This window comes from Ruegeria sp. F5 (genome assembly GCF_056533845.1).
In genome coordinates this window covers 1-14,486 of record NZ_JBQFOU010000018.1, presented here as the reverse complement: position 1 = coordinate 14,486, position 14,486 = coordinate 1, and the positions used below count along the sequence as shown (strand labels likewise).

The 14,486-nt window shown below is 59.6% G+C and carries 13 protein-coding genes; 7 read left to right on the top strand and 6 right to left on the bottom strand.

The features are described 5' to 3' along the window. The first annotated feature begins 18 nt into the window (after nt 1–18). Nucleotides 19–804, top strand: a complete 786-nt coding sequence (locus ACR0K1_RS20675; RefSeq protein WP_480612453.1) for an inositol monophosphatase family protein — start codon at nt 19–21, stop codon at nt 802–804. Between the two features lie 12 nt (nt 805–816). Here the strand turns inward: ACR0K1_RS20675 and ACR0K1_RS20670 are convergent, their stop codons facing one another. Together ACR0K1_RS20670 and putA are read right to left on the bottom strand one after the other, a co-directional pair. After that, nucleotides 817–1,560: a rhomboid family intramembrane serine protease gene (locus ACR0K1_RS20670; RefSeq protein ID WP_480612452.1), complete on the bottom strand. Its 744-nt coding sequence runs from the start codon at nt 1,558–1,560 to the stop codon at nt 817–819. 42 nt (nt 1,561–1,602) lie between these two features. Beyond that, nucleotides 1,603–5,001, bottom strand: a complete 3,399-nt coding sequence (gene putA, locus ACR0K1_RS20665) for a bifunctional proline dehydrogenase/L-glutamate gamma-semialdehyde dehydrogenase PutA (RefSeq protein WP_480851777.1) — start codon at nt 4,999–5,001, stop codon at nt 1,603–1,605. 103 nt (nt 5,002–5,104) lie between these two features. Between putA and ACR0K1_RS20660 the strand changes: the two genes are divergently transcribed. Next, nucleotides 5,105–5,593, top strand: a complete 489-nt coding sequence (locus tag ACR0K1_RS20660) for an Lrp/AsnC family transcriptional regulator (RefSeq protein ID WP_480612450.1) — start codon at nt 5,105–5,107, stop codon at nt 5,591–5,593. Between the two features lie 30 nt (nt 5,594–5,623). After that, nucleotides 5,624–6,190: a tetratricopeptide repeat protein gene (locus ACR0K1_RS20655; RefSeq protein WP_480612449.1), complete on the top strand. Its 567-nt coding sequence runs from the start codon at nt 5,624–5,626 to the stop codon at nt 6,188–6,190. A 357-nt stretch (nt 6,191–6,547) separates the two neighbouring features. On the opposite strand, the gene ACR0K1_RS20650 is transcribed toward ACR0K1_RS20655, so the two are convergent. Then, nucleotides 6,548–7,117, bottom strand: a complete 570-nt coding sequence (locus ACR0K1_RS20650; RefSeq protein WP_480612448.1) for a TetR/AcrR family transcriptional regulator — start codon at nt 7,115–7,117, stop codon at nt 6,548–6,550. Between the two features lie 186 nt (nt 7,118–7,303). On the opposite strand from ACR0K1_RS20650, the gene ACR0K1_RS20645 reads away from it, so the two are divergent. Beyond that, nucleotides 7,304–7,648 carry a DMT family transporter gene (locus ACR0K1_RS20645; protein WP_480612447.1) on the top strand — a complete coding sequence of 115 codons (345 nt, stop codon included), beginning with the start codon at nt 7,304–7,306 and terminating at the stop codon, nt 7,646–7,648. A 55-nt stretch (nt 7,649–7,703) separates the two neighbouring features. Further along, nucleotides 7,704–8,621, top strand: coding sequence for a haloalkane dehalogenase (locus ACR0K1_RS20640; protein WP_480612446.1), 918 nt, complete (start codon nt 7,704–7,706; stop codon nt 8,619–8,621). 435 nt (nt 8,622–9,056) lie between these two features. On the opposite strand, the gene ACR0K1_RS20635 is transcribed toward ACR0K1_RS20640, so the two are convergent. After that, nucleotides 9,057–9,617, bottom strand: coding sequence for a CHAP domain-containing protein (locus ACR0K1_RS20635; RefSeq protein WP_480851776.1), 561 nt, complete (start codon nt 9,615–9,617; stop codon nt 9,057–9,059). Nucleotides 9,618–9,952: 335 nt separating this feature from the next. Here ACR0K1_RS20635 and ACR0K1_RS20630 point away from each other — a divergent pair, with 335 nt between their 5' ends. Continuing rightward, the gene (locus ACR0K1_RS20630; protein WP_480851775.1) at nt 9,953–10,279 is read left to right on the top strand and encodes an SH3 domain-containing protein; all 327 of its coding nucleotides are present in this window, start codon (nt 9,953–9,955) and stop codon (nt 10,277–10,279) included. Between the two features lie 126 nt (nt 10,280–10,405). Here ACR0K1_RS20630 and ACR0K1_RS20625 read toward each other — a convergent pair whose 3' ends face one another. Continuing rightward, complete coding sequence (locus ACR0K1_RS20625; RefSeq protein WP_480612444.1) at nt 10,406–11,719, bottom strand: MFS transporter; 1,314 nt, start codon at nt 11,717–11,719, stop codon at nt 10,406–10,408. 382 nt (nt 11,720–12,101) lie between these two features. Here ACR0K1_RS20625 and ACR0K1_RS20620 point away from each other — a divergent pair, with 382 nt between their 5' ends. Then, complete coding sequence (locus ACR0K1_RS20620) at nt 12,102–14,033, top strand: amidohydrolase (RefSeq protein WP_480851774.1); 1,932 nt, start codon at nt 12,102–12,104, stop codon at nt 14,031–14,033. A gap of 130 nt (nt 14,034–14,163) precedes the next feature. Here the strand turns inward: ACR0K1_RS20620 and ACR0K1_RS20615 are convergent. Beyond that, nucleotides 14,164–14,486 (bottom strand): HAD-IA family hydrolase (locus ACR0K1_RS20615; RefSeq protein WP_480851773.1); only part of this gene is annotated, 323 nt, incomplete at its 5' end.

Here is a 14,486-nt window from a genome sequence, read left to right as displayed (position 1 = left end):
GACAGGAGCCTTTGGACAATGGTTGGCAGTGCAAACCTCAACATCATGATCAAGGCCGCGCGTAAAGCGGGGCGTTCTTTGGTCAAGGATTTTCGTGAAGTCGAGAACCTGCAGGTGTCGATGAAAGGCGCGGGCGATTTTGTCTCAAAGGCAGATATCGCGGCCGAGAACATTCTGAAGGAAGAACTGCTGGGTGCCCGTCCGACCTATGGCTGGCTGGGCGAAGAAGGCGGTGGTCAGGACGGCGAAGACCCGACGCGCCGCTGGATCGTCGATCCGCTGGACGGCACCACAAACTTTCTGCACGGGCTGCCGCACTGGGCTGTGTCGATCGCGCTTGAACACAAAGGCAAGATCGTCGCCGGTGTGATTTACGACGCCGCCAAGGACGAGATGTTCTTTGCCGAAAAAGGCGAGGGCGCGTGGATGAACGACACCCGCATCCGCGTCTCGGGCCGTCATCGCATGATCGAGTCGATCTTTTCCACTGGCCTGCCCTTTGGTGGCCGGTCCGACCTGCCTGCCACGCTGCAGGATCTGGCGCGTCTGATGCCGACTTGCGCTGGCGTCCGGCGCTGGGGCGCCGCGGCGCTGGACATGGCTTACGTCGCCGCGGGCCGCTATGAAGGCTTCTGGGAACGCCGCCTGAATGCCTGGGACGTGGCCGCCGGGATCATCATTGTCAAAGAAGCGGGCGGTTTTGTTCAGTCGCTGAACCCCGAAGGCAGCGTTCTGGAAGACGGTGAGGTCATCTGCGCCAACGAGCCGATCTTTGACACGTTCGCCAAGGTGATCCGGGGCTAAACCACCGGCCGGCTATCTGCGCGGCACCCGGGGGATACGGGACCGGGACAGCCGGTATTTGGCCTCGGGGTGCGGCGGATGGCCATGCGTTCGGTTCCAGAACTGCGTGCCCCCGCGTTTCAGCCATAGCGGCACGCACAGAATCAGACCGACGATGAACCCTCCGGTGTGCGCCCAATAGGCCACGCCACCCTGGTCCGGGTTGCTGGCCAGGCTGCCCATGAACTGCATCGCCAGCCAGACCCCCAGCATGACGAATGCGGGGATCGAGAAGACGCGGAAATAGACGATCAGGATCAGCAGGATATCCACCTGCGCCTTCGGGAAGAGCAAAAGATACCCGCCCATGACGCCCGCGATGGCCCCGGACGCGCCGATTGTCGGCACAACCGAATCCGGTGCAGTGACCACATGGATAAGACCGGCCCCGACCCCGGCGACGAGGTAAAAGAGCAGGAAGGGCAGATGGCCCATCTCATCTTCGAGGTTGTCGCCGAAAATCCACAGGAACAGCATGTTCCCGGCCAGATGCATCCATCCGCCGTGCAGGAACATCGAGGTCACGAAGGTCTCGAACGCGACGCCGTCACTGATGCGGGCCGGGATGATCGCATAGTCGAAAAACAGCCGGTTGATCAGCGGCCCGTCATTCATGATCCCGACATAGCTGAGAAAGATCAGTATGTTCGCGGCCATCAGCGCATAAACGACATAAGGTGTCCGCCCCGAGGGGTTATGATCGCGAATAGGAAACATGGCGCGACGCTGGGCTTTTCCCCGCCCAGCGTCAAGGGCCGGTTACGCCGCACCTCCCAGAAGGGCCGCATTGCCGCCTGCGGCAGTGGTATCGACGCACACATGGCGTTCGCCCAGAACCCGGGCGCGGTCGGGTTCGCCCGGGATCAGCGGCAGGATGGGGCCATTCCGGCGGGACAGATGCGCCTCGATCTGACGGGCGGTTTCTTCATCCCCCCACCAGAGAACCCCCGAGATGCCGGTCAGGTTCTCCAACCGGTGCAGGTCCGCCATCCCGGTCATTTCAATAGCCGTGCCACCCAGTGCCAGAACCGCCTCGGCCTGTGCCCGCGCGGCAGTTTCGCCCGGACCCATGCACAGAAGCGGCGGGCGCGGGAATTCGGTCAGCCGGTTCGATTCACCGGTCGGGCCGGGCAATAGCTGCGAGGTTGCCGGGGCCGGTTGGCCCTGCAGCGCCGGGATGTCTGCCGTGGCCTCCCATGTCTCGTCCGTGGTCTGACGATCCGGCGCGCAAAACCGGGCCATGTAGCTCGGACCGCCGGCTTTGGGGCCGGTGCCCGAAAGACCCTCGCCTCCGAAAGGTTGCGAGCCGACGATGGCACCGATCTGGTTGCGGTTCACATAGATATTGCCCGCGTGGATCGCCTCGGTCACGTGCTGCACACGGTCGTCGATCCTTGTGTGCAGGCCAAAAGTCAGGCCGTAGCCGGTTGCGTTGATATCGGCGATGACCTGGTCGATCTCTTGCGACTGGAAGCGGGCCACATGCAGGACGGGCCCGAATATCTCGCGCTCCAGCGCGGCGATGCCGGGGATTTCGATCAGGGTCGGGGCAATGAAGGTGCCCTCGGGCGGGGTGCCGAGGTCTTTGAGCACGCGCCCTTCGGCCCGGGCATTTGCGACGTGATCCGCAATCCCTTGCCGCGCCTGTTTGTCGATCACCGGCCCGCAATCGGTCGAGATCAGCCACGGGTTGCCCACCAGCAGCGCATCCATCGCGCCTTGTAGCATGGTCAACACGTCGTCGGCGATATCCTCTTGCAGGTACAGGCAGCGCAGGGCGGAACAGCGCTGACCGGCGGATTGGAACGCGCTTTCGATGATGGACTGAACGGCTTGTTCGGGCAGGGCGGTGCTGTCGACGATCATCGCGTTAAGCCCGCCGGTTTCGGCGATCAGCGGCGTGCCCGGGCGCATATGGTCCGCCATCGCCGCCCGGATTTTCAGCGCGGTCGCGGTAGAGCCGGTGAAGGCCACCCCGTTTACCCGATCGTCCGAGGTCAGGGCTGCCCCCACCGCCGGTCCGCCCGGCAGCAATTGCAGCGCATCGCGCGGCACGCCGGCTTCGTGCAGCAACTGAACCGCCCGGTGCGCGATCAGAGGGGTCTGTGGCGCGGGCTTGGCCAGAACCGCATTGCCAGTGGCAAGGGCCGCTGAAATCTGGCCGGTGAAGATCGCCAGCGGAAAGTTCCACGGACTGATGCAGGTGAACAGCCCGGCGGGTTCGGCATCGGGAATATTGGCCGCGTAGTAGCGCAGGAAATCCACCGCTTCGCGCAGTTCGGCCACAGCGTCCGGCAGGGATTTACCGGCCTCGCGCGCCAGCAGGGCAAAAAGCTCGCCATAATGCGCCTCGTACAGATCGGCGGCGGCGTTCAGGATACGGGCGCGCTCGTCGGCGGGCGCTTGCCACGGGCTGGCCGTCGCCAAAGCCAGTTCGACATCCGCAGCGCTGGCCGGTGCGACCGCGCCCGGCCTGTCCTGCGGTTGCGCCGGGTTGATAACGGGCTCATCCGCCTCCGGCTGGGCCGTGTCCGACAACAATGGCTGCGCGTACCAGTGTTGCGCCCGAAACGGATCCCGTGCGCCGTCGATCCGGTCGAGCGTCGGCGTATGTTTCAGATCAAACCCGACGGAGTTCGGGCGTTCGGGCTGGAACAGTTCCGGCCCGGTCGTCAGAGGGGCAGGGGGCGTCCGAACCGCAACAAAAGGATCGGCAGCGACCTCCTCGGGCGGTACGTTTTCGTCGACGATCTGGTTGACGAAGGATGAATTCGCCCCGTTCTCCAACAGACGGCGGACCAGATAGGCCAGCAGGTCCCGATGCGCGCCGACCGGGGCGTAAATCCGGCAGCGGGTGGTTTGCTTGTCCATCACGATCTGGTGCAAAGTCTCGCCCATGCCATGCAGGCGCTGGAACTCAAACGGCTGATCCTCGGCCATATGCAGAATGGCGCTGACCGTGTGGGCGTTATGGGTGGCGAATTGCGGATAGATGCGGTCGGTCATGCCAAGCAGCTTGCGGGCATTGGCGATATAGGACACATCCGTCGCCGCCTTGTGGGTGAAGACCGGGAAGCCATCGACCCCTTCGACCTGCGCGCGCTTGATCTCGGTATCCCAATAAGCGCCTTTGACGAGGCGGACCATCAGCTTGCGATCATGGCGCTGGGCCATGTCGTAGAGCGTATCCAGTACCAGCCCGGCGCGCGGGCCATAGGCCTGCACAACGATGCCGAAGCCGTGCCAGCCTGCCAAGGCGGGTTCGGCCATGACCTCTTCGATGACCTGCAGGGACAGCGACAGACGGTCTGCCTCTTCCGCGTCCACATTCAGGCCCATGCCCGCCGCCTTGGCCAGCAGCGCCAGCGCGCGCAGGCGGGGGACCAGTTCGTCCATCACCCGGTCTTCCTGTGCCAGCTCGTAGCGCGGATGCAAGGCCGACAGCTTGACCGAAATCCCCGGATTGGCTCGGATGTCGTCGTGGGTGCAGGCCTCGGCAATGGCGGCAATGGCGCGCGAATAGGACAGGTGGTAGCGGGCGGCGTCGGCCTCGGTCCGGGCGGCCTCGCCCAGCATGTCGTAGGAATAGGTGTAGCCCTTCGCCTCCATCCCGCGGGCGCGGTCCATGGCGGACTGGATGGTTTCGCCCAGAACGAACTGACGGCCCATTTCTTTCATCGCGCGCCCGACAGCGGTGCGGATCACCGGCTCGCCCAGCCGTTTGATTGCCCCGCGCAGCGCGCTGACCGGTGAGGTTTTGCCTTCGTCCAGTACCTTGCCCGTCAACATCAGCGCCCAGGTCGAGGCGTTGACCAGCGAGGACGAGGATTGGCCCAGATGCTTGCCCCAATCGGACGGGGCGATCTTGTCTTCGATCAGCGCGTCGATGGTTTCCGCATCGGGCACCCGCAACAGCGCCTCGGCCAGACACATCAGGGCCACGCCTTCGTCGGTGGACAGGCCGTATTCCGCCAGAAACACCTCCATCATCCCCGGTGAGGTACTGGAGCGGATGTCGCGCACAAGCCCGGCGGCGGCCTCGCAGATGGCGCTGCGGTCCGCATCGGACAGGGCGGATTGGCTGATCAAGGTGCCAAGAATGGCGGCTTGATCCGCATAGGTCTGAGAATCGATCTGGGTGCGCAGGCTGTGGGACATGTCTACTCCGGGGCTTTTTAGCACTATAGCCGCTAATTGGCGGGACAATGGCCTGAAGAATGTGATAGTGTAGGCTAATCTACTGAAATTCAGGTCATAGGCGATGCAAAAAGACTTTCCGGGATTGGACCGGTTCGATCAATCCATTCTAAAGGTACTTGCGGAAGATGGCCGTGTCTCGGTCGCGGACCTGGCCCGGCAGATCGGATTGTCGAAATCGCCGACACAGGCGCGCCTGAAGCGGCTTGAGGCCGAGGGGGTCATCACCGGCTACCGGGCCATGCTCGATCCGATTCGCCTTGGGCTGGACCACGTGGCCTTTGTCGAAGTGCGCTTGACGGACACCCGCGAAAAGGCGCTGAAAGAGTTCAACATGGCGGTTCGCCGGATCCCCGAGATCGAACAGGCTCATATGATTGCATCCAATTTCGACTATCTGCTCAAGGTTCGGACCGGGTCGATGTCGGAATACCGGGCGGTGCTGGCGGAAAAAATCTCGTCGCTGCCGCATGTCGCCAATACCTCGACCTTCGTGGCGATGGAGGCGGTGAAAGAGACCGGGCTGCTGGGCGCGCCCGACAGTCCGAGTTGACGGATACCGATCCAGCCCCACCATTGGGGTATGAAGCGGATGTTCCCCATGCTGGCCGTGCTCGCGGCAATCGCCACCGCCGCCGAGGCGCAGGACTGCCCCGCCGCGCCGGACCATATCGACGGTGTGGATGCGCTGATTGCGCAGGTTCAGCGGGCCGAGTCGCAAAGCGACGCCCGGGTGATCTCGCACCAGATGTGGGAGTTGTGGACGGACGCGCCCGACGCAAAATCCCAAACGCTGCTGAATCGCGGCATGGCCCGGCGCGAGGCATGGGACCTGATCGGAGCCTTGGGCGAGTTGAATCAACTGGTCGCGTATTGCCCGAACTATGCCGAGGGGTACAACCAGCGTGCCTTTGTGAACTACCTCAGACAGGATTTCGCGGCCGCCCTAATCGATCTGGACGCCGCGCTGGAATTGTCGCCAAACCACGTGGCGGCGATGATCGGCCGGGCGCTGACCCTGTTGGGCCTCAACCGTCTGGCCGAGGCGCGGGATGCCTTGACCGATGCGCTTGAGCTGAACCCGTGGCTGTCCGAACGGGCCTTGCTGGCGCCCGGAGGTCCTTTGGAAGCACCGGGACAGGACATCTGACCGCCGTAGTCGCAGATGCGCGTGAAACGCTGCCGTAAGGAACTCTGGAGGCCATTTCGGTTCCTGACGCTGTGCAGAACAAGGATCACTCAGTCCAAAACGACGAGCGGGTATTTGGCTCGCTCCAAATTTTTGGTCCGAGGCGCACCGATCCGGTGTGCGTCACCAGTTCGTGTTGCACTTGAAAGATTGGTTGCGCTGGCCGCTGGATGAGAGTGCCAATTCGAGGGTGGCGACACATCTTCAAAATTCTGCAGCGCCGCCTGTTGAACCAGCCGTTCGTTGCAGGCGAAGAGAACGCGATGCTGGTTGACTAGCGCGGTGGGCAACTTGGAGCCCTCACCATGCACAAGTCCGCTATCTTTCCTGCCCAAGGATCAGGGCAAAGGCCTCGGTCCAGGCGGTGGCGAGTTCTTCGGCGGATTTGCCAAGCACCTTGCGGTTCACGCAAGAACCTTCCAACAGGGGGAGCAAAATCAGCACGGCTTGGCCTGCCTGCAACGGCTCTACGCCCGCCCTAACCAACGAGGACTGATAAAAGGCTGCGAGGCGCGCATAGTAGGCGTCGAGTGCAGCCTGAATGTCGGACGAATGGTTTGCCGCCGCCCAGACTTCTTTGAAAATGGTCGAATAGCGGTCGAAATCCGGATGCGACAGGACCTCGAGGAACAAGCTGCGCAGCGTCGCCTTCAGATCAGCCGAACCGTCGGTGTCCCGCCTGTTCAAGTTGGCCTCGTACGGCTCAAGGAAGCGCAGCAGCAGCGCAAGCAGCAGGTCTTCGCGTGTCGCAAAATGGTATTGCAGGTTGCCCAGGCTGATCCCCGCACAAGCGGCCACCTTTCGCATAGTCAGTTCCGCATTGCCGATTTCCAGAAGCAGCGCTTCGGTCGCGTCGAGTATTAAGGTCTTGCGGTCCTGTGCGGCCATGCGGCCCCCTTTGGCAATTTTTTAACTTACGGCTGCACATACGCCTCTTGACCACCAAGGTCAATTGACCTAAATCGGTGTCAAGTTAGGTCATATGACCTAAAACCCTAAAGCTGCAAACCCCGGAAAACGCCAGTCGGTGCGGGCGTACCACGGCGTAGATCCATTGACCAAAGGACCAACCGCATGCATTTCCTCACCATTCCCTACCTTGCCCTGACGCTTGCCATTGTTTTCGAGGTGACGGGCACAGCCTTTCTCCAGAAGTCGGAACAGTTCACCCAAGCCTTGCCAACGGCGCTCATGGTCGCCTTCTACGGGCTGTCCTTTTACTTCCTGACGCTCGCGCTTAAATCGATCCCCATCGGTGTTGCCTATGCGATGTGGGCGGGGCTTGGCATCGTACTGGTCGCGCTGCTCGGGTTCGTGATTTTCGGGCAGAAGCTGGACCTTGCCGGAATTGCCGGTATCGGGCTGATTGTCACCGGGGTGGTGGTGTTGAACACGCTGTCGAGCACTGCTGCACATTGACGCTCTGAGAAACTAAGTATCTTCTTCAAAAGCTCCCCAAACCAGAGGTATCGCCGTGATCGAAGCCCTCCGCACACCCGACGAAAGATTCGAGAACCTGCCGGATTACGGTTTCACCCCGCATTATGTAGAAGACTTACCTGGTTACGAGGGCCTGCGCGGCCACAATCTGGACGAAGGTCCGCGTGACGCTGACGAGGTGTTTCTTTGCCTGCATGGCGAACCTACATGGAGCTACCTCTATCGCAAGATGATCCCGGTCTTTATGCGCGCTGGCGTGCGGGTGATCGCCCCCGACTGGCTTGGGTTCGGGCGCTCTGACAAGCCGATCGACGACGAAACCTATCATTTTGACTTTCACCGGAATTACATGCTGGCCCTGATCGCGCGGCTGGACCTGCGGAACGTCACCTTGGTCTGTCAGGATTGGGGTGGGCTTTTGGGTCTGACCCTTCCGATGGAGATGCCTGATCGTTTCAATCGCCTGCTCATCATGAACACCGCGCTTATGGCAGGCCCCGCCAACAACCCCGCTTTTGACGAATGGAAGGCAACGATCACTGCGAACCCTGATGTGCCGCTCGCGGCAGTCATGCAGAAATACGCCCCCGAGATCACCGCCGCTGAAGCCGAAGCCTATGCCGCACCCTTCCCGGATGTGCGCTACAAGGCCGGTGTGCGCCGGTTCCCGCAGATGGTCGCCACCACGATGGATGCCCCTGGCGTCGCGATCTCGCAACGCGCAGGCAAGTTCTGGTCGCAGGAATGGACAGGTGAAACCTTCATGGCAATCGGAATGCAGGACAAGATGCTCGGCCCCAACGTGATGCGCCATATGCAGACGGTGATCCGCGGCTGTCCCGAGCCGATGGAGGTTGAGCAGGCGGGACATTTCGTACAGGAACAAGGCGTTGAAGTGGCCGAGCAGGCACTGAAGGCTTTCAAGCTCTTACCCGGAACGGCAAAAACCTGACCACGGAACCTTGTGGAACAAAACCGCGAACAGGGTGGAAGCGGCAATGTTCGCGGTGCTTATTTTGACAAGGACAGTCACGTGCGCAGAGAACGTCCGGAACGAGGAGCGCGTCCCTAACCGATGCTATCCGCAACCAATCCGACACATGCGTGCAGCGATGCCCCACCCGGTATCACCCGGACTGCGAAGAGAAGCGTGACCCGACTGAGCGACACTGATCCCGTGCAACGAAGGAAAACGGGTTTGACCCAGATACCCAACCAGAAAAGCAGACATCCAAATTCAGGCTTTACTCTTTCCGAGCTACGAAAAACCGCCATCATTCGTCTTCACTAAACAGTCAGTTAATGCACAAGACTTGTTTTCAAGGTGAGGGACGCTTGCAACGCCTTCCACGGGTTCTCGATGGGCGCGAAGGGAATTCGGTTTGGTCTAACCGTCATCTTTCGGGTAGATGAATCCGTTCACCGGGTAGAAACTGCCATACCGGCCCGGATGGCTTTCGACCCGGACCAGCGTCCAATCATTGTTTTTGGACACATCCTTGACGCCCATTTTCAAGGATACCTTGTTGCGGTGCCAGTTAGCGTGGTTCACGACAACTTCACGGTCGGTGACAACATCCGAGACGACAGCCACATGGCCAAGGGGCATTCCGCGGGTTGCCCGAAACGACATGACAGCTCCGACAACCGGTTCATTGCCTCGCTGAAAGATATTATGCGCCTTGCCCCACCAGTCTTTGGCGTTGCCGCGAATTTCGATGCCGCTGAGATTGCGTGCGTAGGGCACGCACCAAACCCTTTGCCCGCGAGCCTGCTTTTTCGAAACCTCTTGCAGCGCCATCAACTGACGTTCCGGATCGATATCCGCGTCGTTTGGGTTTTGTGTGCAGGCAGAGACAAGAACAACGAGCCCCATCGCAACTGCAACGCGGGCGATGCCGGTCAGGGGCGACCAAATCGTATTCGTTTTGCGGGCGCTGTTCTGCAAGAAGCTTCATTGTCGGTTTGAGTGGTCTCGGAGTTTTACGACGATATTGCGGGTTATGAAAAGATATCTGCCAATTCCCCGGCGGGAATTTGCCTGTCCTCAGTCAGACATCGCGAAATCGAACCTTGGGCGGCAAGATGGCCTTTGGCTGGTCTCGCAAAACAAGCTGTCCAAAGTCTCGGGTAGCGGTCACTCGACGACGCTTGCATGAAATTGTCTTTTGGTCCGCTTGAGCGCCGAGAGAGCAAGCGCCAAGCGACCTCGCAGCCTCTGCTTCCCGCGAATTTCCGTTCTCTGCCAGTTCCTCTTGTTGATCAGAGGCGCTACGATCGCCGATGAGGCAACAATCGGGCATACAGATGCGAAGTTTTATCTTCCCACCGTTAACAGCGTTTTTCCTAGGCGCGATCATCAATTTTGAACCCGCAGCAGCGGCGTCACTTGGACAATACGAAGTTTTTGGCGTCGAAGACGGAGACATGCTGAAATTGCGGGCGGGGCCCGGAATAGGTTTCAATGTGATCGTCGGTCTTCCAAATGGAACCGCGTTGAGGGTTCACAGTTGCGAGCAGACCGGAGGCACCCGTTGGTGCCGGGTTTCCCTGAAGCGGGCGCGCGGGTTAAAGGGATATGTCTCTTGGGCATATCTGCGAAAAATGTGATCTAACTTTGGGCAGTCCCGGAAAACGGAACGATTGGGGCCGGTGCCAATCGGCTCAGGCTGGCTGCAGCGTGTGGTCGTTCAAAAGCAGTGTTTCAATCACGTCGCAATGAGGCCCGGCCCGAGGTTAAAAAGCGCCACCCTCCGAATGATTTGCGGCCTCGGCGCTGATATCCGGGTGGTGCCACACCAGCAACCCGATCACAGACGATGCTGCAAAGAAGGCGATCAACCCGAACGCGACTGAAAACGTACCGGTTGCGTCCAGCGCGAAGCCAGTGATGACGGGTGCCAGAAAACCAGCCAATGCAAAACCGCTATTCATAATGCCCATGCAGGTCCCCGCGCGTTGCGGCACGATGTCGGCTATGACCGCATAAAAGATCGGGTTGGCACCAAGTCCTGCGGATACAGCGATCGATATGCAGATCAGCGCGATCGGAAGACTGTCCACAAAGGCGAGCGGCAGAACGGCCAGCGCAACAAGACCGTGTAGCATTGCCATAGGATAAGTTCGCGCGATCCGAAGGGTCCTGGTTCTGATCAGCAACCAGTCCGACAAGCGCCCCACTGAATACAAGGTAACTGCCGCGGCGGCCCAGGGTATCGCAGCAGCCCATCCGATCTGTTTGAGGTCCAAGTGATAGGTCGTCCGCAGGAATTCAGGCAACCAGGTCATCACGAAAAAGATCAGATACCCAAATACAAAATAGGACCAGTAGCTGGCAAGAAGGGTTGGGGTTTTCAACAGAACCCTGAAGTCCTGGCGCGAAATCCGGTCGCTGTTGGCGGGTGCACCCGTATCCCTGCGACCTTCGTTCACAAGGTCCCGTTCGGCATCATTCACGAAACGCGATTGTTCCGGTGAATCGCTGGAAAGCCAGAGCCAGGCGGGCAACCACAGCATGCCCAGCAGGGCGAGGCCAAAGAACATGATGCGCCATCCAAACTCGACGATGACATATGTTGCCAAAGGGGCACCCACGGCCAAAGCCAGAGGGATCGCCACCAAAGCGGTGCCCATCGCGGTGGACCGTTCATGTGGCGGCAACCACCGCTCCAATACCCGCGAATGCGCCGGAAAGGACGGCCCTTCGGCGAGCCCAAGTGCCATACGCGCGCAATAAAGCATCGCGAAACCCGTCGCCGCGCCGGTCCAGCCAATTGCAACGGACCAGAGCAAAACCGCGAGCGTAAACGTCCTGCGGGCTCCAAATCGATCTGCGAGATAACCGCCGGGCAGCGTGGTAAGAAAATACCCGATGCCGAATGCACCTAGCACCAAACCCAGGTGAGAAGCCGACAGGCTGAACTCACTTTGAATGGCATGAGCCGCGTAGGAAATCGCCGAGCGGTCGACATAGTTAATCGTGTTGATCAAAAACAAAAGGACAATGATGGTCCAGCGAAACCGGGTCGCAGGAACAGATGCATTGGTCATGACGTTGCTCCGCCAAGTAATATCCAACGTTCTCGGAGTGTAGACGGTGCCAAAGCGCTTTGCCAAGCAATACCACGGATGCCTGCGACGGTCCCCTTGCCGGACGGGTGAGGCATCGCAGCGCTGATTGCGGGTGTCAAACGACTGTCTCACGGAAGCGCCGCGCTGCCTTCGAAATCGGCTCCGAACCCAATGCTGAATTCAAATTTGAATTCATGAGTCTGGACAGCCCTTTTCACGCTTTAGTGGATCAAAAAAACTTGTGGCAGCGACTCGATCCTTCAGAAAAGCTTATACTGGTCGAGTCGAAGGCACCTGATGCTGCAGTACCCATGTGGCGACCGTCTGGGTTTATTCTGATGCAAATTGAAGGAACGAACAGATGTCATTTAGACTTTTCGGATCAGTAGTTTTCGCTGGCACCACGATCATCGCAGCTTCTTCGACCGCACAGGAAATTGCCGACACGATCTATTCGGGCGGACCAATCCTGACGATCAACGATGAACAGCCGACCGTCGAGGCTGTAGCCGTCAAGGACGGACGCATTCTGGCGGTCGGTGGTCTGACAGAGGTTATGAGCAAGCAGGGAGATGCCACCGAACTGTTCGACTTGGATGGCCGGGCGATGCTTCCGGGGTTTGTCGACAGTCATGGGCACGTAGTGTTTGGCGGATTGCAAGCGCTCTCAGCCAATTTGCTGGCCCCGCCTGACGGCAAGGTCACGGACATTGCAAGTCTACAAGAGACGTTGCGCGTATGGGTTGAAGAAAACACCGACGCTGTCGAACGCGCAGGTGTTGTCATCGGGTTTGGCTACGATAACGCTCAACTCGCTGAGCTGCGGCATCCAACCCGCGGAGAGTTGGACGCAGTATCAACTGACCTGCCAATTATCATTGTGCATCAATCCGGGCACATCGGGGTCGCCAACTCCAGGGCGCTGGAACTTGTGGGGTTTGATGCGTCCACGCCGGATCCTGCCGGTGGCATCATTCAGCGAGACGCAAATAGAGAGCTAAACGGAGTTCTTGAGGAATATGCGTTCTTCGGCGCGCTTGTTCCAATTCTGGGTCAACTTGGCCCGGATGCCCTGTTGGCCTTCGCCGAGGCAGGCGCGGAGCTCTGGGCCAGTTTTGGCTATACGACGGCTCAAGACGGGCGTTCTTCTGCAGAAGTGGTGGAAGCCCTCAAAGCCGTGGCCGCCGAAGGCAAAATCCCGATCGATGTCGTGGCGTTTCCAGACGTGTTGGAGGCACAAGACTACATCGCTGAAAACACTTCATCCGAATACGCAGACGGTATCCGCGTTGGCGGCTGTAAATTGACCATCGATGGGTCACCGCAAGGCTTCACGGCGCTTCGGGATCGACCCTATTACGATCCGGTAGGTGACTATCCCGCGGGCTACGCTGGCTATGCCGCCGTAACGATGGAGCAGGTGCAGGAGGCTGTGAACTGGTGCTACGAGCACGGTTTCCAGATCATCACGCACGCCAATGGCGAAGGTGCTTCGGACATGCTGATCGCGGCGCTGGAGGTTGCTCAAGCCAATTTCGGCGACCCGGGAAACCGCCCGGTACTGATCCACGGTCAGTTCATGCGTGAAGATCAGGTGGATGCATATAAACGCCTTGGCGTGTTTCCGTCGCTTTTTCCGATGCACACGTTTTACTGGGGTGATTGGCATCGTGATCACACGGTTGGACCGGTCAACGCAGACAATATTTCGCCCACAGGCTGGCTCGCAGAACGGGACATGATGTTCGGGTCGCACCATGATGCTCCGGTGGCGTTCCCCGACAGCATGCGCATACTCGATGCGACCGTTACACGCCGGACCCGCTCCGGAGACATTCTTGGGCCACACCAACGCGTTGACGTAATGACGGCCTTGAAGGCTTTGACAATCTGGCCAGCGTGGCAGCATTTCGAGGAAGATCAAAAAGGCTCAATCGAGGTCGGGAAGCTCGCGGATTTTGTTCTGTTGGCGCAAGACCCCACCGCCATTGATCCTGAAAAACTGGATCAGAACCGGGTCGTTGCCACCATTAAAGAAGATGAAACGATCTACGAGGAAGGAATACGCGAAGGGCGTCTGAACTACGAACCACGCGGCAATGGCAGCGATCCCTATGCGGATTTCCTGCGGTCGTTCGCAATTGCCCAAGAAATGCAGAAATCGCCCGGTGCGTTGAGCCGAATGCGGCCATCGGTTCTGGCCCGAGCACCGCATTCAGGCGCCTGCGTGGTCCGCACTTTGGGCGACATCGTCACTGCATCGCTTGTCGCGCCGACCGAAGGCAACCAATAGCTAAAAACGCGTGGAGTTTGTCGTAACAAACAGAACGGGCTGAGGGCTTCCTGCATTGAGTTAGTTCGACGGACCTCAGATATGGCGTTCGCAGCGAACATTGGGTCAAACGGGCCGGTGTCAATATCGCTCAATCCCGCCCTTCAATGACAAGTTCCACAGCGGCATGAACACCGTCTGCGGTCGCAGTGGGTCTCGGTTCATAACGCGCCTCGTCACCAGCTTGGTACTTTCCGGTTCGAACCAGAACAGCCGCGCCCAAGCCTGCCTTCAAAGCGCCCGCGATATCGCTTTCGGCATCATCGCCAATCATCGTGACGTCAGCAGGCTCTAGCCCCATGCTTTGCGCGGCAGAGTGGAAGAACGCTGGCGAAGGCTTCCCAAACAAAAAAGCATTTTTACCGCTCGAATACTCAAGCGCCCGGACGAAAGCGCCAGCATCCAGGCTCAATT